We start from the raw sequence: 19100 nt of genomic DNA on the forward strand, positions 1-19100 counted from the left end.
ATATTTGGTACGGATTGTTAAATTTATAGCCAAACTTTATACTGCGCGCACTTTCAACAAGTGCTATATAAAGCTTTAAGGGAAGTTGGTTCAAATCCAACACTGCCCCCGCAACAGTTAGAACGAAATACATATCTTCGATAAGCCTTTGCTTACACCACTGCAGCCATGCGGGAAGGTGGATGTGTCGACTCAGCCATTCTGCCAAGTCGTATATTCAAGTCTGGAGACCTGCTTGTTGAATCACAAAATCAAACACTCACGTGGGGTTGGGTGTCTGGAGAAAATCATGTCAAATCAATTTAAACCTTCTACGCTCGTCGGTGCAATCGCGGTTGCGATGGGCCTATCAAGTCCTGCTTTTGCCAATACAAATTCAGCATCGAATCAAGATATTTTACAGCTTGAAACCCTTGTTGTGACAGCATCTCGTTCAGAAGAAAGAATCGAAGACGTTCCAGCGCGTATTTCTGTAATTGATGAAAAAACCATTCAACAATCCCCTATAACTGATTTAGGCCAATTGTTACGTCGTGAATCAGCACTCAATATTGTACAAAGTGGCGGAATGGGACAAGTTACGTCTGCATTTATACGTGGAACAAACTCTGCTCATACTCTGTTTTTAAAGGATGGTGCGAGTTTAAATACGGCACTTGATGGTGGAGCAAGCATTCCATATATTGACTTAAGTAATATTTCTCAGATCGAAGTATTAAAAGGCCCTGCCTCTGTTCAATATGGTACAGATGCCATTGGTGGCGTAATTAATGTTCGAACAACAGCACCAACAAAATCAAAAATATTTGTGACAACGGAAGCTGGAGAATACGACACATATAAATCAATTATTGGGGCTGACTTCGTCAAGGATGGCTTATATGCACAGATTCGTGGCCAACGCTTAGAAAGTAATGGTACGCCAGTAACAGACAAAGATAGTACGCGGGCGTCTTATGATCAGAAAGGTTATGAAGCAAAAGTTGGCTATGAGCAAGAGCAGTATGCCGTCTCTGTAGACATGAATGAGAATAAAGGAACCAACGTTTATTACGGTGGCTCAAAAGATTTTCTCAATCGTCTCATTAATGTGAACGGTCGTTTTGAACTGAACTCAGATTTATCTATCAATGCACGTTACTCAAACTTTAAAGATGAGATTACTGGAAAAGTCAGCACATATTTCTTCAATACTGAGCGCAATGAAGGAGATGTAAATCTACGTTGGAACTTTAGCGAACACCAAAATTTAATCGCTGGCGTCGGTATAAACAATGCAGATGTTGAAAGTTTAGCGATTATCAATAGGAAAAAAAGTTTAGATTCGACTGGCTACTATTTGCAGCATCAATACAACGATGATGGCGTCCATACGCAAGCGGGTATACGTCTAGAAGATAATGATCAGTTCGGAAACCATGTTGTAGGCCAATTAGCAAGTCGTATTCAAATCACGCCACTAACAAGCATCTATGCAAATATCGGGACTGCATTTAAAGCGCCGACAGGCAATCAACTTTACTACACCGATTCTTCAAAATGGGGCGATACCACCTATATAACAATCGGCAATCAAGATCTAAAACCTGAAGAGAGCATCTCTTACGAGTTGGGAATTGATCAAGAGCTTAATTATGGCTTAACTGCCTATGCCTCTATTTATCAAACTAAAGTTAAAAATTTGATCGAATATGCATCTCATTTTGATGTTGCTAACAATACATCTATTGCTTCATATTTTAATACTGACAAAGCAAAAATGACGGGTGGTGAGCTTGGTTTAAAATGGAAGCAAGACGGCTTATTTTTAACAACAGAGTACGCTTACGTCAAAACCAAGAATGAAGAAACCAATAAGGAACTGTTAAGACGTCCTCGTCAAAGTCTAACTCTAACAACAGGCTTAGAAAATGAACTTTACGGGATTAGTGCTTCATTGGTATCAAAGTCAACATCTAAAGAATATGAAGGTACAACCCCTGGTTATGCAACGGTTGACTTAAATGCCTATTGGAATATTAATCCGAACGTCAAAGTCTTTACCAATATCGCAAACGTCGGTGACGTAGAGTATAAAACAGCATCTTATGGTGGTGGTTATTACTACATCAATGGTGGTCGCTTAGCTTCTGCAGGCGTAACCTTTAAATACTAAGCCATACTGAACTGAAATCATTGAGGATAATGTCATGATCATGGCATTATCCTTTTTTATACGTTCTCATTATTGTTCTGCTCAACTTCATGCTTTTTAAATTTAGGAATTCCCATGGGACACCGTTTAAGTAAAATCTATACCCGCACGGGTGACACTGGCACGACAGGACTCGGCGATGGCTCACGTGTAACCAAAGATGACCTGCGTATTCATGCACTGGGCGATGTTGATGAATTGAATGCCATTATTGGGGTATTGCGTGCGCAAATCAGCAACAGTCAAATTGTAGATCAAGCATCATGGGACAAATCGCTCAGTTTAATTCAACATTGGTTGTTCGATTTGGGCGGTGAAGTCTGTATTCCAAACTATCATTTGCTACAAAGTGTCTGCATTGAATACCTCGAACAAGATATTGATCGCATGAATCAAGACTTACCAATGCTCAAAGAGTTTATTTTGCCTGCGGGTAGCTTGAACTGTAGTTATGCGCATCAAGCACGTGCTGTTTGCCGTCGTGCCGAACGTAGTTTGATGACCGTGCATGCGCGCGATCAAAATATTCAAGCCACCGCACTACAATTGTTGAACCGTCTTTCAGATTGGTTGTTCGTAGCATCGCGTGCCTTACAACGTGATGAAGGTGGCAATGAAGTGTTGTGGCAAAAAAATATTAATGACAGCATTTAGGCTTGAATTGCATTTTTATTTTAACTATATATTGATGCAACCGTTATCAGGATCGAGTTAAAACATGCGAATCATTGGGCATCGTGGCGCACGGGGTGAAGCCCCTGAAAATACTTTAGGCGGATTTTCCTACCTTAAAGACTTGGGCATTACTGCGGTTGAGTTTGATGTCAGGCAACTTAACGACGATACTTTAGTGGTGATGCATGATGATAACTTTCTGCGCACCACGGGTGTTGAACATGAGCTGTATGCGATTGATGCAAATGAACTGCAGCGCTTTAATCAAGCAGCGATTTGGCTAGATTGGCAACATCAGGATACGCCGCGACTCGATCAAGCTTTGGCCTTGATGACCCAATTTGAACATATTGAAGTTGAAGTCAAAGCCGTCAATAGCCTTGCAGCTGCAAAGAGATTGGTCACGAGCCTAACTCAGCAGCTTAAGGGTTTTGAACACAATGCGGTAATTACCAGTTTTGATCATAAGATTCTGCATGCTGTACAGCAGCAGAATTCGGGTTTAAGCACAGGTTTATTGATTGAAGATGCAGCATTAACACAACCTATAGCGCTTGCGCTCAGTCTCGGTTGCTGCCAAATCGGCTGGATGGATCAACTCGCAACGGATGAAAAAATTGCAGCGACGCAAGCAGCAGGATTAAAAGTGAGTGTTTGGACCGTCAACGATTTTTCGCGCTTACAGCATCTGCAAAACCTAGCGGTCGATGGCGTGATTACCGATCTCCCTAAATACATGCTGCAACAACTCAACTAATCATCACTAAAACCATTATCAGGGATTTTTTTTAACTCCCATTCAATTAAGCTAGGCATCAGCTTGGATCGCTTAGTTCATCTTGCAGTGGAATCTTAGCGCTTGCTGTCATAACAGTTTTTTATGGTTTTCACTGTTATATTGAATACTTAATTTAACCATAATGCTGGCGTTAAGCCGAAATTGCGGTTCAGCACTCAATTAAAATGATGTTCTATTCTCTTTTGTATTGCTGTTTTTCACTGAGAAAAAAGTAATCGATGGATTGATGGATTCTGTTACTTTTATTTCCCATACAAATGTACAATAATGCTAGTGGACAACTGTTCGCTCATGCTAATATCTGTCGAAACATAGCCTATAGAAATTGGCTATGGCTCGATTTTTTGCCTTCTTCTAAGGTTTCTAGGAGTGCTGTTGGAGATGAATGCTCCCTTGCCCAAAGCCCCAATCAACTGGATCGCAATTTTTGCATTGATTTTTTTACCAATCGTTGCCGTGATTGCCATTCCACTTTATGCCTTGCAACATGATTTCAGTCTTGCCGCATGGCTCAGTTTATTATTCCTTTTACCTGTTAGTAGTTTAGGTATTACAGCGGGTTATCATCGCTTGTGGGCGCATAAAGCCTATGAAGCAGCATTACCGTTACAGATAATACTGATGATTGCGGGAACTTTTGCGGTACAAAATAGTATTTTATTTTGGTCATCTGGCCACCGTACCCACCACCGCCATGTTGATGATATCGACCTAGATCCCTACTCAATTAACAAAGGTTTCTGGTTTGCACACATGGGTTGGATGTTACGCGACTATCCTGCAGCAGAACCGAATTTTAAAAATGCACCAGACCTCCTCAAAAATAAGTTGGTGATGTTTCAGCACAAATACTATGTTCCACTGGTGATTGCAGTGCATGTCGCCATCCTAGGCGGTATTGGTTGGGCTGTCGGTGATGTTTGGGGTGTCGTTTTACTGGGTGGTTTGGTTCGTTTAATCCTCAGCCATCACGTGACTTTCTTTATTAACTCACTGTGTCATATGTGGGGTAAACGTCCGTATACCGATGAAAATACCGCACGTGATAACTTCTGGTTAGCCATTGCGACTTGGGGTGAGGGTTATCACAACTATCATCACATCTTCCAATACGATTATCGTAATGGTGTGAAATGGTGGCAATATGATCCAACCAAATGGCTGATTTGGTCTTGTTCAAAAATTGGTTTAGCCAGTAATTTACGTCGTATTCCAAGCTTTAATATCAAAAAAGCCGAACTCGCAATGCGCTTCAAATATGCAGAGCAAGACTTAGCCGTTTATGGTCATGATATGAATGCTGATATAAATGCCATGAAACAGAAAGTGGCTTTGGAATATGAGGCATTCACACATACCCTAAACGATTGGGCCAAGCTGAAAGAGCAAGAATTACTTGCTAAAAAAGCAGCCGTGGCAGAAAAGATCCACAACATGGACATCAAACTAAATGTTGATTTCCAATTGGTTGAGCAAAAACTCAGTTTCCATCGCTCACGCCTTGAAACATTAATGCGCACCATTAAAAAGAATACGATTTCTGAATAAAACCAATATTTTTTAATTCAGTAACAACCATCAATCCCCTGCTTTGGGGATTGATTCGTTTGGGATGATGTTTTTTTAGCAGTACAATTTGCTATAGTAAAACGCTTGCTTCACTCGTTGCCGCCTTATGCATATTATTTCTCAGTATCCTACGCTCGATGCCCGCCTGTACCATCAACAGCAACCAAGTCCACTCATGGGCGCTAAGGCAGGTCACTTCAATCAAGCCCTTGCTGAACAATTACAATGGTCTGCTGCCGATCAAGCGCAATGGGTCGAGATTTGTAGTGGTCAACAAACCTTTCCCGAATTTACCCCTTTAGCAATGGTCTATGCCGGTCACCAATTTGGACAATGGGCAGGACAACTGGGCGATGGCCGTGGGGTATTGATTGCACAAGTAATCCAAACGGATGGACAAACCACTGACCTCCACTTAAAAGGTGCTGGTAAAACCCCCTACTCTCGTATGGGTGATGGTCGTGCAGTATTACGCTCGGTTATTCGTGAATATCTTGCAGGGCATGCATTGACTGCACTGGGCGTGCCTTCAAGCAATGCAGTTGGATTCACCTCATCCACCCAAGCCGTCCAACGTGAGCAACGCGAACCTGGTGCAATGATGCTCAGAAGCAGTGATTGCCATATCCGTTTGGGACATTTTGAGTGGATTAACCAATATGCACCTGATTTACTGAAAGACTTTGTGGATCATTGCATTACTTGGCATTACCCAGCGTGTTTAACAGCCGAACAGCCGGTATTGGCTTTTGCCCAACAGGTGATCCAACGTACCGCAATCATGATTGCCAAATGGCAGCTCTGTGGTTTCGCACATGGGGTAATGAATACCGACAACCTCAATATCACGGGCTCTACCCTCGATTTTGGTCCCTATGGATTTATGGAGCGTTTCCGCCCAAGTTGGATTAACAACCATTCTGACCACACTGGCCGCTATAGTTATAAACAGCAGCCGAGCATTGGCCATTGGAATTTATGGGTTTGGGTCAACAATCTGATTCCGTTGGCTGCTGCTGATGAAAAAGAAAGCTTTAAAAAAGATTTAGTCGCATGTCTTGCGCATTTTGAACCGACTTTCTTAGAACATTATCGCCTTGGACTCTGTGAAAAAATCGGTCTCCCTGACTTTCATAAAGACAGCTTCGACTGTGCGATGGCCTTTTTAAACATCCTACAAAGTGAACAGCTGGATTACAGTCAAAGCTTTATTTTGCTCCAACAACAGCATTATCAAAAACTTAAAGATGATTGTTTGAATACCCGTGCCTTTGATGAATTCCTGATTCAATATCAACAGATCCGTAGTGGCCAAGATACCGCAACACTTGATGCCAAGATGCAACAGGTCAATCCTGTTTATATTTTGCGAAATCATATGCTACAGACCGCGATTGAACTGGCTGAGCAAGATGACTTTAGTGAAGTCGATCGACTGTTCCAACTGCTAAGTCAGCCTTATACCCGCCAAGCAGATTTAGAACGCGCTGCTGATCTGGCTCCATTGCCGAGTGACCAACCTGAAATTATGGTCAGTTGTTCCTCATAATGCGCTTTGAGTTATACACATTTTCTGTGGATAAACTTGTGTTTATCCACAGGATAAAATAAATCATGCTTTTCAGCTCCGCAAGGCACACTTTTCCAAAATGAAATTTTTCAAAATCAAAATCTTGCTTTTCCCTTTATTTCCTGTTCTCTACTCGTTTAAAAATATAAACTCCCTTTAAGACCCTGCGCTGTATTGACTCAACCTAGAAAACTAAGCATATGACAATGAAATTTAATAAGAAAACTGTTATTTTTTTAATTTCAATATTACTGATTGTTATAGCCACTGCTTTTATTTATCAAAAATATCAAGGCTTCTTACCGACGCCTGTACAACAACAGCCACTGACACGCCAGCAAATTGAGCAGATTAAAATAAACAGCCCAATTACCGAAATTCGTGTGTATAAATCACAGCGCAAAGCCGAGTTGATGCATCATGATCAAGTGATTCGAAATTATACGATGCGGCTTGGCTTTACCCCTGAGGGCCATAAACAACAAGAAGGGGATGGAAAAACCCCTGAAGGACGTTATGAAATTGATTGGCGCAATCCCAATAGTGCATTTTATAAGTCCCTCCATATCTCCTACCCCAACGCCCAAGATCGTGCAGCAGCCTTGCAACGTGGTGTCAGTCCCGGTGGCGATATTATGATTCATGGCTCAACCACGGGGAAAATTCCACAGACCCGCCAAACCATGCAGTATCTACCGCAAAAGGATTGGACCTTCGGCTGTATCGCAGTCCGTAATAGTGATATTGATGAAATTTGGCAACTGGTTAAAAACAAAACCCCAATTATGATTTATCCATAATTGAGGCTTTAAGTTGACCAATATCGCTTCTGTTAACGCTTTGAGCAATAGTACGGCACGTGAAACTTTAAGTCTTACAATTCATTTGGATATTCAAAACGATAGCCTACACCATAGACCGCTTGTACCCATTCATGTCGATTACCAGTTTCCGCTACTTCCGCAATTTTACGGCGTAAGTTCTTAATGTGACTATCAATCACGCGGTCAGCCACATCAAAACTGTCGGGATTAATATGATCAAGCAATTGAGCGCGTGAATAAACCTGTCCGACATGCTCTAAAAACAATTCTAATAAACGGAATTCAGTTGGGGTTAGATTTAAAGACTTTTGTTGAAACCAGATGCGTTGCTGGCCTTTGTCCATCCGGAATAAATCATGCTCATTCGGTTCAGCTTTACGCTCTAAACGGCGCAGTACGGCTTGTACACGTGCAACCAGTTCTTTGGGACTAAATGGTTTACAGACATAGTCATCAGCCCCCATGTTCAGCCCCAAGACCCGATCAATCTCTTCGGTACGTGCAGTTACCATAATGATCGGTAAATCTGACTGCTCACGAACTTTACGGCAAATTGTTAGCCCATCCATACGTGGTACCATCAAGTCTAAAATCATTAAACTTGGCTTACGTTGTTGAAAACTTTGGTAGGCTTCTTGTCCATCATGGAACATACCAACCTCAAAACCCGCAGCAATTAAGTAATCGCGAACCAATTGCGCCAATTCCACTTCATCTTCAACCAACATGATGTATTTCATTTCTACTTCCTTATTTTATTGAATATTTTTAGCAAGACGCAGCTTGCAACGCAAGCCACCTAAAGGCGAGTGCTCAAATTGCAAGCTGGCACCCAAAGCTTGTGCAATTTTGACTGACAGTGCCAAACCTAAACCTGTTCCACCAGTACTGCGTGTACGTGAATCATCGACTCGATAGAAACGCTCACCTAAATGCGTCAACTGTTCATCTGTCAAACCATAAGGGCTATCATCGACATAGAGCGTCCAAGCATCAGCATCTTGTTCAGTATGAATCTGAATTTCACCACCTGCTTCAGTATATCGAACACTATTACCCAACAGGTTCACCACAATTTGTCTAAAGCGATCACGATCTAATGCCAAGATTGCACCACTACCCTGTATCTGAATACGCAGATTGGCCTGCTCAAATTTGGATTTAAAGTTATCCACTTCCTGCTGTACCACATCCCACGGATCAACATCAGTCAAATAACAGCTCAGTTGCTGGGCATCAGCCTGTGCCAAATCTGCTAAATCTTGGGTCAACTTTTTCAGACTAATGACTTGACGCATCATCGCAGTCAAATGCTCTGGAGTAGCTTGTCGAATCCCATCTTGAACGGCTTCGATCTGCGCTTGCAACACCGCAAGTGGCGTTTTTAACTCATGTGACGTATCAGCCACCCACTGCTGTCTTGAGCGCTCGTGCTGATCTAGAATCTCTGCCAACTGATTAATTTCATTGGAAAGATCCCCCAACTCATCATTACGATTAATTTTGACTTGATGCAAATAGTTGCCTTTGGTCAACTCGCGAGTTGCATGAAGTAACCGTTGAATTGGCTTTTTAAAATAGGTTGCCAACCACAGCGCTGCAATTAAACTGGTGATAAACGTCAGGATATAAACCAATAATAAATAACGTTTTTGATTACTAAAAAAGTTAATACTGAGGACATCTTGCTGATCAAGTACAGGTTTTAAACCAAGATATCCTACTGTTTTGCCATCAACCATAATCGGCCGATAAGAAATCTGCTGCTCGCCGCGCTCCCCCACCACAAAATGCTGATCGGCATCGTAGAGCGCCAAACGCGAACTTAAGCCCAAACGATCTGGCATCGCGATAATGCGCTTGCCTATATTCTTCTGTGCCGTATGCGTTGCTTCAGCATCTGCGGTTTTATTACGTTCTTTATTTTTAGTGCGATAGAAGTTTTGCGCAGCGCTTAAAGGAAAAATCAGACCTTCAAAAGGACGGTATTCTGAAGGTAAATTATCTCTCAGAACTTTTAAATCTTGTTGATCTAAAACCGCTGCATCATTTTCGGTATCGGCATCCACATTGCCATCAATATATGCATGTTCATTAAAATAACGTTGCTGCAAGGCAATATCATATTGACGACGTAACCACCACTGCGACAATTTATCATAATCATCTGGCGCGGCTTGGCCTTCAATTTGCAAAATTTGCGCTTGAATCGAATTCCCCCAATCATTGTAGACACGATAAACGCCAGCCAGATTCTCAACCAAGAGATCTAACTTTTGCATTTCAACATCGGCCACGTATTGGGAAAAATTTCTTTGCATGGTCCAATGTAATACGCCCAAGCTGACCGTAATAATCACTAAAGTGGTTAATAATACGGTGCAAAATAAACGCAATGCGATGGGGATGCGGCGAGCTTTCAAATTGACTCTCACATTTTTTCTGCTATTTCCGCATTTTAACCAACATTGCCTCAAAAAACTCTACATTGTTTCTTCATCATTATTGCTTAATCTTTAACACATAAAATTCATCCCGTAGATTGAGGATCTCAATAATGAAAATGACAACTAAACTTGGATTAATCAGCTTAAGTATTTTTAGTGTTGGCGCTTTGAGTGCATGTCAATCAACCCAGTCCCAAAGCCTAGACAACAACGAAAGACATCGCCATGCTCAGCTCACGGCTGAACAAAAGCAGCAACATCAAACCCATCGCACAGAACGTAAACAAGCCTTTGCGCAAATGCAAAAAGCCTGTGATGGCAAAAAACTGGGAGAAAGTGTCCAGTTACAAGTCGGTGACAAAAGCATTGCGGGACAATGCCAAATGACCTTTAAACCAGACCATCAGGCACGCTCTGAACATCAAGCAGAACATGGATCACATCGCCAAATGATGCATATGGAGCGTAAAAATATGGAAAATATGACCGCGGCACAACGTGAACAAGTGATGCAACAATTTTCGACCCAACGTGCACAGCATCGTGCAACGTGGCAAGCACTACAAAAAGCCTGTGATGGTCAAGCTCCCGGAAAAACCATACAAGCTAAAATGGGTGAGCAACTGATCAGTGGCCAATGTTTAGTGAAATTCCAACCCAATGAAAATGCCATGAGAACCCGACATAGCCCAACATCAAATCACACCCAAGTTTAGTGTTTAGATGCCTATACACAACGGCCAAAACAGCCAATCTGGTCGATTCAACCACCACGCTTGCACGTGAAAGTAGGCAAACGAAATGATCATTTCTAGTTAAACTTATGCTAAAAAACCTCCTTAAAAAAGACGCCAATGGCGTCTTTTTTTCGACATATAAATTTACGATTTTGACATTTCATGTCACTTTAAATTAGCCAAAAGCATTTACACTCAAAGCGCTTCACTTATTTATATAATTTATTATTGACTTTACAGTCACAGAGAAACTACAGCTAGATACTTGTGCCTAGACGCGAGTTGTTGCACGATGTGACAGTACAATTTAGATGTCAATGACGACATTCAACATTCTTAAGAATTAAATCTGGTTTAACCAGTATTGAGGAATCAGCTATGCCACAATACAAAGCACCCTTACGTGACATGCAATTTGTTTTGCACGAATTATTAAATGCTGAAGAACATTATTCAAAACTCCCTGCATTCAAGGACAGCGTAAGTCGTGAATTGGTTGATCAATACTTAGAAGCCGCTGCAGACTTTTGTGAAAATGAACTTTCGCCTTTAAACCAAGTCGGCGACCGTGAAGGTTGTCGTTGGAATGATGGTGTTGTGACAACACCAACGGGTTTTAAAGAAGCTTATCAAAAATATATTGAACTCGGCTTCCCTTCACTTTCCGTACCTGAAGAGCATGGCGGTCAAGGCCTCCCAGGTTCATTAGCAACCACCATTTCTGAAATGGTCGGAACTGCAAACTGGGCATGGGGAATGTATCCAGGTCTTTCACATGGTGCAGTACGTACCATTGAGCATCACGGTTCTGATGAGCAAAAAGCACTTTACTTACCAAAACTTGTGACAGGTGAGTGGACTGGTACGATGTGCTTAACTGAATCTCAAGCAGGTTCAGACTTAGGTATTATTCGCGCAAAAGCAGAGCCAAATGCAGATGGTAGCTATGCGATTACGGGTGAGAAAATCTTTATCTCAGCGGGCGAACATGACATGGCGGATAACATTATCCACATTGTCTTAGCACGTTTACCGGGTGCACCAAAAGGCACCAAAGGTATTTCGCTGTTTATTGTTCCTAAATTTAATGTCAACGCAGACGGCAGCATCAGCGACCGTAATGCCGTCCGTTGTGGTTCAATTGAACACAAAATGGGAATCCATGGTAACGCGACCTGTGTGATTAACTTTGATAACGCAAAAGGTTACTTAATTGGACCTGAAAACCGCGGCTTATACTGCATGTTCACCTTTATGAACACTGCGCGTATTGGGACTGCGGTACAAGGTTTATCTGCTTCAGAAAGCGCGTTCCAAGGTGCTTTGGCCTATGCCAAAGACCGTTTAGCAATGCGTTCTTTGTCTGGTCCTAAATTCCCAGAAAAAGAAGCAGATCCAATTATTGTGCACCCTGCTGTACGTAATATGTTGCTCACCCAAAAAGCCTTTGCTGAAGGTGCGCGTGCATTGGTTTACTTGCTCTGCCAGTATTCAGATATTGTTGAACAAGGTGCGACTGAAGACGAGCGTAAAGCAGCAGACAATATTTTGTCACTCTTGACCCCAATCGCTAAAGCATTCTTAACCGAAACAGGTTCTGAGTCTGCAAAACACGGCGTACAGGTCTTTGGTGGTCACGGCTTTATTTCAGAGCACGGTATGGAGCAAATCGTACGTGATACACGTATTGCTTGCTTATATGAAGGTACCACTGAAATTCAAGCACTCGACTTATTGGGTCGTAAAGTCCTACAAACCCAAGGTGCAATGCTTAAAGATTTCACCAAAATCATTCATCAATTTGTTGAAAGTAACAAAGAAAATGCAGATTTAAAAGAGTTTGTTGAACCCCTTGCAGCGCTCAATAAAGAATGGGGCGATTTGACCATGCAGATTGGTATGCGTGCAATGCAAAGCCCTGACGAAGTCGGTGCTGCTGCGGTTGACTACTTGTACTTCTCTGGCTATGTGACGCTTGCTTATCTATGGGCACGTATGGCATTGGTTGCACAGCAACAAATCGCTGCGGGCAGTACTGAAGTTGACTTCTACAACGCCAAAATCTTGACTGCACGTTTCTACTTCAAGAAAATTTTGCCACGTGTACGTTCGCATGTTGAGGTTATCGCAGGTGGTCTAGAGCCATTGATGGCACTTGACCCTGAACATTTTGCATTTTAATTCCGCAGTAAAATAATTTCTAAAAAAGGACGGTCATCTTATTGACGGTCCTTTTTTTATGAAACGAGATGATATAAAGGGATTTCTAAAATTAAATATTTTGCTTAAGTGATTCAATTCAGCAGAATTTCTCACTTTAACAAAACTGATTTTAAGCTTATGCTGCTTGAAACCAATAAATTTCCAGATCGTCATTTTGTGATGTGATGTTTGAAGGCTTAACCCGTTAAGTTCAGCCTTTTTAAGAAAAAATATCATCCGATTAAGCTTGATTGATTTAAACAAAATAGGTGAACAAACTATGCCAATTTATAATGCACCGCTTGCTGACATGCGTTTTATCCTCAATGAGGTTTTTAATGCAGAACAATTCTGGCAAGCCAATGAAAATCTTGCTCATGTTGATGCAGCCACCGCTGAAGCAATTCTTGAAGAAATGGCAAAGTTTGCACAAAACGTTACCCTTCCCCTCAATCGCACAGGCGATGAAGAAGGCGCAACCTTTAGCAATGGTCAGGTCACAACACCCGCTGGCTTTAAACAAGCATTTAAACAATATGCTGAGGGTGGTTGGATTGGTTTAGCCGCAGATGAAGAATGGGGCGGCCAAGGCATGCCTAAAATGTTGACGGTGCTTGCAGATGAAATGCTGTTTGCCACCAACCCCTCTTTTATGCTTTATCCACTGTTGTCTGTCGGTGCTGGTATGGCGCTGAACAGCTACGCCTCTCAAGAACAAAAGCAAACCTATTTACCTAAAATCTATTCAGGTGAATGGTCTGGCACCATGTGCTTGACCGAACCGCATGCTGGTACAGATTTGGGTATTATCAAAACCAAAGCCGAGCCAAATAGTGATGGTTCATACAATATCACGGGTACTAAAATCTTTATTACTGGTGGTGATCACGATTTAGCAGAGAATATTATTCATTTGGTATTGGCGAAGACTCCAGATGCGCCTGCCGGCTCACGCGGTATTTCACTGTTTATCGTGCCAAAATTCATCGTTAATGCCGATGGTTCTTTGGGCGAGCGCAACCCAGCGGGCCCAGGTTCGATTGAACACAAAATGGGAATCAAAGCTTCGGCAACATGTGTCATGAACTTTGATGGGGCTAAAGGCTTTTTGGTGGGTAAAGAAAACCAAGGCCTCGCAGCCATGTTCGTCATGATGAACTACGAACGTTTATCAATGGGTATTCAAGGGCTTGGTGCTTCTGAATTTGCTTATCAAAATGCAGCACAATATGCGACTGATCGTTTACAAGGCCGCAGTGTGCTCGGTGCACAATCACCGAACAAACCTGCGGATAGCATTTTAGTGCATGGTGATGTGCGTCGTATGCTGCTAAATTCACGCGCTAATAATGAAGCATCACGTGCCTTCGCAGTCTATGTCGGTCAACAGCTCGACATTACCAAGTACTCGACAGATCCTGAAGCCGTCGCACAAGCCAATATCCGTGTTGCACTGCTTACGCCAATTGCCAAAGCATATTTAACCGATACTGCATTCCAAGCAACACTTGATGCTCAAATGTGTTTTGGTGGTCATGGCTATATCCGCGAATGGGGTATGGAGCAATGTATTCGTGATTTACGTATTGCGCAAATTTATGAAGGCACTAACGGTGTACAGGCACAAGATTTAATCGGCCGTAAAACCATTAAATGTGATGGTGAATATCTTGCTGAATACTTGGCAGAAATCCGTGACTTTGCCAATGAACTCGATCCTAACTTAAACTTTATTAAAGATGCGACCTTAGATGTGGTCACTGAAGTTGAAATGATTACTCATTTTATTCTTGATCGCGCCAAAGAAAATCCTGAGTTTTCAAATGCGGCAGCAATTGACTATTTACATGCCGTTGGTCTGCTCAGCTTTACCTATATGTTTGCGAAAATCGCTAGTGCAGCTCAAGGTAAGTCAGGTGAGTTTTATCAAAACAAACTGGCATTGACCCATTACTTTATTCAACGCATCTTGCCAGATTTAAGTTCACGTATTATTAAAATCAAAGCGGGTAGTGATTTACTCATGAACTTTAGTGAAGATTATTTCACCAATCAGTCTTAACGCTGTCAAATCTGCACGCTAAAGTATTGGATCAGATAAAATACCAATACCTCAGAAAAAACGTCTGAACATTCAGGCGTTTTTTTATAATAAGTAAATCGTTATGTGCATAAAAATTGCATCTGAGTTGATATCCGCCAATTGCCTATTCCGAGAACAAACATGTCAAATAAAGATCCTAAATTTTTAAAATTTGAAACTTGGTTAGACCGTTATGGCAATCTTGCGGTTGAAGCTTTTCATTATTTGGCCTTATTTATTATTGGCTGTATGGTCGCTTGGTCTGCGGTCCATACGGTGATTGATATTTTCACCGTAAAACAATACGCCACCATTGATGATATTTTATTGCTGTTTATTTATTTAGAATTGGGCGCCATGGTTGGTATTTACTTCAAGACCAATCACATGCCAGTGCGCTTTCTGATTTATGTGGCGATTACGGCATTAACCCGATTACTGATTTCAAATATTCAACATGAACATAAAGCCAGCATGGATTTGGTGATTATCACAGGATCTATTTTAATTTTAGCCTTGGCTATTTTTGTGGTGCGTTACGCGTCTTGGCATTATCCTTCGGTGATTCGAGAAAAGCATAACGATAAACCACTGCCACAAGGCAAAACCCCTCGCCCAGAAGATGATGAATTGGCTTAAGCTGAGCCTCCCCTCAAAATCTAAATTCGATTTATCTTCAATTTTCAAATACAAAAAAAGAAGTGGGTTGTTTAACCCACTTCTTGTCTATTTACCTCTCCCCAATATAAATTGAGGCTTGGTTTAATGGCTCAATAAAACCTGTGAAATAATCCCTGTTGCAACCGCGACCAAAACAAAACTCCCATCAACATTCGCCCAACGATGACCACGAGGTGGTTCAGATAAATGACGGCTACGCCAATCGGTGACATAGTAGCGATCAGTCCGATACTGTGCAGGTAAACGCTGACCAACATTATAGGCATTTCGGTTTACGTGCCCTATCGAATTGTTTTTCGAAGCATTCATTCCACCACGATGTGCAGCATCATTTGCTCGACCAAGATTATGTCCTTGTGGCCCCTCATCTCGCGCCATCGCAAACATAGGGGTTGCCAGCATAAATATTGAAAGCAAACTGACCATCAGTGTTTTTTTCATTGTCTTTCTCCTCGTGAATGATCGTTTTAAAATAGACCTCGCTCTATGTAAAATAATGGAGAAACACCGTAATCGTGTTGGATATGCAGCTGAGAATTTTATTTTTATACGCTGTATTTGTGTCGATATATAATTGATTAAAAAACAAAATAAGATTTAAAACACCAATAAAATCCCCCTCAAAAAAAACAAGCCCGAAGGCTTGTTTAAAAAATGATGGTGGTTATTGTGATTAATGGCTCAATACAATTGCCGAAATTAGGCCTGTTGCGACTGCAGCCAAAACATAACGATCATCGGCATGGTACCAAGCATAACCGCGTGGTGGTGCATAAAGTCTTGAATGCTGATGCCAGTTATTGACGTGGCTGTGCTGATTCCAATAGGCCGGGGGCAACTGACCGCCTTGACGAAAATGCTGCTGATTGGAATAACGTGGTGCTGCTCGATAATGATTGGCATGCCGCTCCGCACCTCGATGTGCCTGAGACTGGTATTGAGTTGAATGGTGTTGGCCTGAATAGTGTCTTGCTGAATGTGCATGTCGAGGCTCTGCCTGTACTGCAAAACTGCTGCTCAGCATACTGATGGCGAGCATTGCACTCATGATAATTGGTTTCATCTTGATTTCTCCCGAAGATCCTTATCCAATTTATGCGTAAGCATGCATACAACCATGGATGAAGATTGGGATTTTGTAGCAAAGATCATTTCGATACTTTGCAGGATGTGAAGCAATTTTGCTAAACGCTCGAATCTGTTATATTCCCTTTAAATATTGGGTTATAGAGTATTCGTTATGCCAGATTTAAGTTTTGATCGTCTTCATCAGTTCTTTTCTAAAGTGCCAAGCATTCAAAAATCACGGATTGATGCTTATGGAAGTGATGGTGATCATGCTTGGTGGTTTAAATTTCAAATTGATACCACACACACTTTGGCGTGGCAAACCGTACAAGAGTTAGGTCATGTATTGAATTATCTTTCGACCAAAGAACGCTTACCGACGCAGTTTTTCCCGGTTTCTCCACCACCTTATATGAATGGTGAAGCACAACAGTTTCTAGCTTGGGTGATTCAATGTAACCATCCTGAGTTTAGCCCAGATGTGGTCTGTGACTGGCTGGAAGCTCGTCTGCCTAGTCCTGTCGAAGATGAAGCACAGTGGAAAATCAAGACTGACCTAAAAGAGCTTGAAAAGATGACGGACAAAGAGTTAGATCAATATCTTTCTCCGAATAAATAGTTAGCCTTAAGGCATAAAAAATCCCCCTCGCCATCTATAGCACAGGGGGATTTTTTATATTAAGCACATGCAGTGCCGCTGTTAGCATTACTCGTTATCGGATTAAAATGTCGACATACCTGACCATTCCATAAAGCGATAGGTCCAGTATTTTAGCTTTGAATCATCCGCAAATTTTGCATAATCCACACTGGCTTGGCGACCATCTTGATTCGACCATGCGGCATTAAAATAATCTGTTGCATCGACAAATACCGCTTGCTGTGTACTGCCAATCACACGTAGATCTGTTTCTAAATTATAATTTTTTAAGTTACGTGCGGTGAAATTGGCAGAGCCTAAAATCATTTCGCTGTGCTGTGCATTTGATTTCACAATCATTTTGCCGTGACATTGTTCACCTTGGGTATTACACCAACGTACATCAACCCCGGCATCATGCAGCTCCGAAGCCACTTGTCGATTTGGAATGCCATTTTTCTCACGACCAAAAGCATCTTTATTGGGATCAAGTAAAACCCGTAGTTTTACACCACGTTGTTGCGCGTCAATCAACTGTTGAATAATTTTACGTTCAGACAGATAGAACATCGCCAAATCAATCTGGTCATTCGGTTTTGCAGACTCAATCAAGTTTTGTACCGCCTGATAAATCGCGCCCTCAGTCAATACTTGGACTTGTGGTAAATCCAACGCAGCACCGACATTTCCAACCACGACAATGGGACTCTCACTTGCTGACATTTTTGCAACGACATTTTCTGTATTTAAAATATCAACTGCGGTCGGCCCCTCAACCAAAAGTGCAACATTAGAATGGCGTGCGCTGCCATCATGTGGATTGGCTGATGTTACCAGCGTTTTCCAACCGGCCATCGTATCAACCACAATAGTTTTACGATGATTGGCTTTAAAGTTAAATAAATTTAAATAGCTTCTGATCGTGACTTTTTCTGCGCCAAATGGGTTGGCTAACCAACCTGTTTCAGCATTGTTGCCTATCCCCTGACAACACAAATACCAAAAGCCAGACCATGCAGGATTGGAAGCTCTCAATGGAACTAAATTGGTTTCGATGACATCTACACCGACACGGCGTAATTCACGATATTGTTCTGGTGCAATACCACCATAAACGGAGTTGATTGGATCGGTAATAAATTTAATTTCGATATTTGGATTTTCAAGGCGCTTAAAAACCAATGCTTCAGTCAATGCTTGGCTCAATGGGCGATATTCCAGCTTAGACTCTCCCACCTGTTGATTAAATAAGAACATATCAATCACAATGGTGGTTTGCGCTTCGGCAATAAGGGTAAATATCTGATCAAAGATCTGCTGATCCTGCTGTTGCTCACCCTTGCTATTCACATAACTTTGATCTGCCAAAAACTGAACATTAGCATGCCGTAATGGCCCAGCATAGTTCAAGCCCGAAGGTAATGGCTTCAGCACTTGAAACACCGCAGATGCGATATAGCCCAGTGCTAAGAAGCCGACGATTACCCCAAAGTAACGTCGACCTGACCAATTTAATTTAGTGTGAATTTTTCGAAAGATACGCATAACAAACAACCTAATCCAATCTGGTCAGACTAGGTGTTATCTCTTTATTTTTCAATACTCATTTAG

At 41.8% G+C, this 19100-nt stretch carries 16 protein-coding genes and 1 riboswitch; of the genes, 11 read left to right on the forward strand and 5 right to left on the reverse strand.

All coding sequences use genetic code 11. The annotated features are described in order from the left end of the window. Positions 1 to 41: 41 nt before the first annotated feature. Positions 42 to 253, forward strand: a riboswitch (cobalamin riboswitch). 36 nt (positions 254 to 289) lie between these two features. The 6 genes from FD716_RS14095 to FD716_RS14120 all read left to right on the forward strand — a co-directional run bounded on the left by FD716_RS14095 (position 290) and on the right by FD716_RS14120 (position 7607). Beyond that, positions 290 to 2155, forward strand: coding sequence for a TonB-dependent receptor plug domain-containing protein (locus tag FD716_RS14095; protein ID WP_139852923.1), 1866 nt, complete (start codon positions 290 to 292; stop codon positions 2153 to 2155). A gap of 114 nt (positions 2156 to 2269) precedes the next feature. After that, positions 2270 to 2848, forward strand: a complete 579-nt coding sequence (locus FD716_RS14100) for a cob(I)yrinic acid a,c-diamide adenosyltransferase (RefSeq protein ID WP_139852924.1) — start codon at positions 2270 to 2272, stop codon at positions 2846 to 2848. A gap of 64 nt (positions 2849 to 2912) precedes the next feature. Then, the gene (locus FD716_RS14105; RefSeq protein WP_139852925.1) at positions 2913 to 3626 is read left to right on the forward strand and encodes a glycerophosphodiester phosphodiesterase; all 714 of its coding nucleotides are present in this window, start codon (positions 2913 to 2915) and stop codon (positions 3624 to 3626) included. Between the two features lie 423 nt (positions 3627 to 4049). Further along, complete coding sequence (locus FD716_RS14110; protein WP_139852926.1) at positions 4050 to 5216, forward strand: acyl-CoA desaturase; 1167 nt, start codon at positions 4050 to 4052, stop codon at positions 5214 to 5216. Positions 5217 to 5343: 127 nt separating this feature from the next. Then, on the forward strand, positions 5344 to 6786 hold the full coding sequence (locus FD716_RS14115) for a protein adenylyltransferase SelO (protein ID WP_139852927.1): 1443 nt from the start codon (positions 5344 to 5346) through the stop codon (positions 6784 to 6786). Positions 6787 to 7013: 227 nt separating this feature from the next. Further along, positions 7014 to 7607, forward strand: a complete 594-nt coding sequence (locus FD716_RS14120) for a L,D-transpeptidase family protein (protein ID WP_139852928.1) — start codon at positions 7014 to 7016, stop codon at positions 7605 to 7607. A gap of 74 nt (positions 7608 to 7681) precedes the next feature. On the opposite strand, the gene FD716_RS14125 is transcribed toward FD716_RS14120, so the two are convergent. Next, complete coding sequence (locus tag FD716_RS14125; RefSeq protein WP_139852929.1) at positions 7682 to 8371, reverse strand: response regulator; 690 nt, start codon at positions 8369 to 8371, stop codon at positions 7682 to 7684. A 15-nt stretch (positions 8372 to 8386) separates the two neighbouring features. Further along, the gene (gene baeS, locus FD716_RS14130) at positions 8387 to 10054 is read right to left on the reverse strand and encodes a sensor histidine kinase efflux regulator BaeS (RefSeq protein WP_139852930.1); all 1668 of its coding nucleotides are present in this window, start codon (positions 10052 to 10054) and stop codon (positions 8387 to 8389) included. Positions 10055 to 10188: 134 nt separating this feature from the next. On the opposite strand from baeS, the gene FD716_RS14135 reads away from it, so the two are divergent. The 4 genes from FD716_RS14135 to FD716_RS14150 all read left to right on the forward strand — a co-directional run bounded on the left by FD716_RS14135 (position 10189) and on the right by FD716_RS14150 (position 15739). Beyond that, the gene (locus tag FD716_RS14135) at positions 10189 to 10794 is read left to right on the forward strand and encodes a hypothetical protein (RefSeq protein WP_139852931.1); all 606 of its coding nucleotides are present in this window, start codon (positions 10189 to 10191) and stop codon (positions 10792 to 10794) included. A 399-nt stretch (positions 10795 to 11193) separates the two neighbouring features. Continuing rightward, positions 11194 to 12996 carry an acyl-CoA dehydrogenase C-terminal domain-containing protein gene (locus FD716_RS14140; protein ID WP_139852932.1) on the forward strand — a complete coding sequence of 601 codons (1803 nt, stop codon included), beginning with the start codon at positions 11194 to 11196 and terminating at the stop codon, positions 12994 to 12996. 301 nt (positions 12997 to 13297) lie between these two features. Then, the gene (locus FD716_RS14145) at positions 13298 to 15079 is read left to right on the forward strand and encodes an acyl-CoA dehydrogenase C-terminal domain-containing protein (RefSeq protein ID WP_139852933.1); all 1782 of its coding nucleotides are present in this window, start codon (positions 13298 to 13300) and stop codon (positions 15077 to 15079) included. A gap of 162 nt (positions 15080 to 15241) precedes the next feature. After that, on the forward strand, positions 15242 to 15739 hold the full coding sequence (locus FD716_RS14150) for a phosphate-starvation-inducible protein PsiE (protein ID WP_139852934.1): 498 nt from the start codon (positions 15242 to 15244) through the stop codon (positions 15737 to 15739). A 123-nt stretch (positions 15740 to 15862) separates the two neighbouring features. On the opposite strand, the gene FD716_RS14155 is transcribed toward FD716_RS14150, so the two are convergent. Continuing rightward, a complete protein-coding gene (locus tag FD716_RS14155) occupies positions 15863 to 16222 on the reverse strand; it encodes an RcnB family protein (protein WP_139852935.1) in 360 nt (119 codons plus the stop codon). Between the two features lie 232 nt (positions 16223 to 16454). Beyond that, on the reverse strand, positions 16455 to 16844 hold the full coding sequence (locus FD716_RS14160; RefSeq protein WP_139852936.1) for an RcnB family protein: 390 nt from the start codon (positions 16842 to 16844) through the stop codon (positions 16455 to 16457). Positions 16845 to 17021: 177 nt separating this feature from the next. Between FD716_RS14160 and FD716_RS14165 the strand changes: the two genes are divergently transcribed. After that, complete coding sequence (locus FD716_RS14165) at positions 17022 to 17468, forward strand: hypothetical protein (protein ID WP_139852937.1); 447 nt, start codon at positions 17022 to 17024, stop codon at positions 17466 to 17468. Between the two features lie 102 nt (positions 17469 to 17570). On the opposite strand, the gene FD716_RS14170 is transcribed toward FD716_RS14165, so the two are convergent. Further along, positions 17571 to 19034 (reverse strand): phospholipase D-like domain-containing protein, encoded by a 1464-nt coding sequence (locus FD716_RS14170; RefSeq protein WP_139852938.1) that lies wholly within the window; start codon positions 19032 to 19034, stop codon positions 17571 to 17573. Positions 19035 to 19100 lie beyond the last annotated feature (66 nt).

Source organism: Acinetobacter pullicarnis, assembly GCF_006352475.1.
In the GTDB taxonomy this organism is placed as follows: domain Bacteria; phylum Pseudomonadota; class Gammaproteobacteria; order Pseudomonadales; family Moraxellaceae; genus Acinetobacter; species Acinetobacter pullicarnis.

What these genes read in the sequence shown, in the direction of transcription:
- FD716_RS14095 (WP_139852923.1), top strand. Translation starts at nt 290, where the DNA reads ATGTCAAATCAATTTAAACCTTCTACGCTCGTCGGTGCAATCGCGGTT.
- FD716_RS14100 (WP_139852924.1), top strand. Translation starts at nt 2,270, where the DNA reads ATGGGACACCGTTTAAGTAAAATCTATACCCGCACGGGTGACACTGGC.
- FD716_RS14105 (WP_139852925.1), top strand. Translation starts at nt 2,913, where the DNA reads ATGCGAATCATTGGGCATCGTGGCGCACGGGGTGAAGCCCCTGAAAAT.
- FD716_RS14110 (WP_139852926.1), top strand. Translation starts at nt 4,050, where the DNA reads ATGAATGCTCCCTTGCCCAAAGCCCCAATCAACTGGATCGCAATTTTT.
- FD716_RS14115 (WP_139852927.1), top strand. Translation starts at nt 5,344, where the DNA reads ATGCATATTATTTCTCAGTATCCTACGCTCGATGCCCGCCTGTACCAT.
- FD716_RS14120 (WP_139852928.1), top strand. Translation starts at nt 7,014, where the DNA reads ATGAAATTTAATAAGAAAACTGTTATTTTTTTAATTTCAATATTACTG.
- FD716_RS14125 (WP_139852929.1), bottom strand. Translation starts at nt 8,371, where the DNA reads ATGAAATACATCATGTTGGTTGAAGATGAAGTGGAATTGGCGCAATTG.
- FD716_RS14135 (WP_139852931.1), top strand. Translation starts at nt 10,189, where the DNA reads ATGAAAATGACAACTAAACTTGGATTAATCAGCTTAAGTATTTTTAGT.
- FD716_RS14140 (WP_139852932.1), top strand. Translation starts at nt 11,194, where the DNA reads ATGCCACAATACAAAGCACCCTTACGTGACATGCAATTTGTTTTGCAC.
- FD716_RS14145 (WP_139852933.1), top strand. Translation starts at nt 13,298, where the DNA reads ATGCCAATTTATAATGCACCGCTTGCTGACATGCGTTTTATCCTCAAT.
- FD716_RS14150 (WP_139852934.1), top strand. Translation starts at nt 15,242, where the DNA reads ATGTCAAATAAAGATCCTAAATTTTTAAAATTTGAAACTTGGTTAGAC.
- FD716_RS14155 (WP_139852935.1), bottom strand. Translation starts at nt 16,222, where the DNA reads ATGAAAAAAACACTGATGGTCAGTTTGCTTTCAATATTTATGCTGGCA.
- FD716_RS14160 (WP_139852936.1), bottom strand. Translation starts at nt 16,844, where the DNA reads ATGAAACCAATTATCATGAGTGCAATGCTCGCCATCAGTATGCTGAGC.
- FD716_RS14165 (WP_139852937.1), top strand. Translation starts at nt 17,022, where the DNA reads ATGCCAGATTTAAGTTTTGATCGTCTTCATCAGTTCTTTTCTAAAGTG.
- FD716_RS14170 (WP_139852938.1), bottom strand. Translation starts at nt 19,034, where the DNA reads ATGCGTATCTTTCGAAAAATTCACACTAAATTAAATTGGTCAGGTCGA.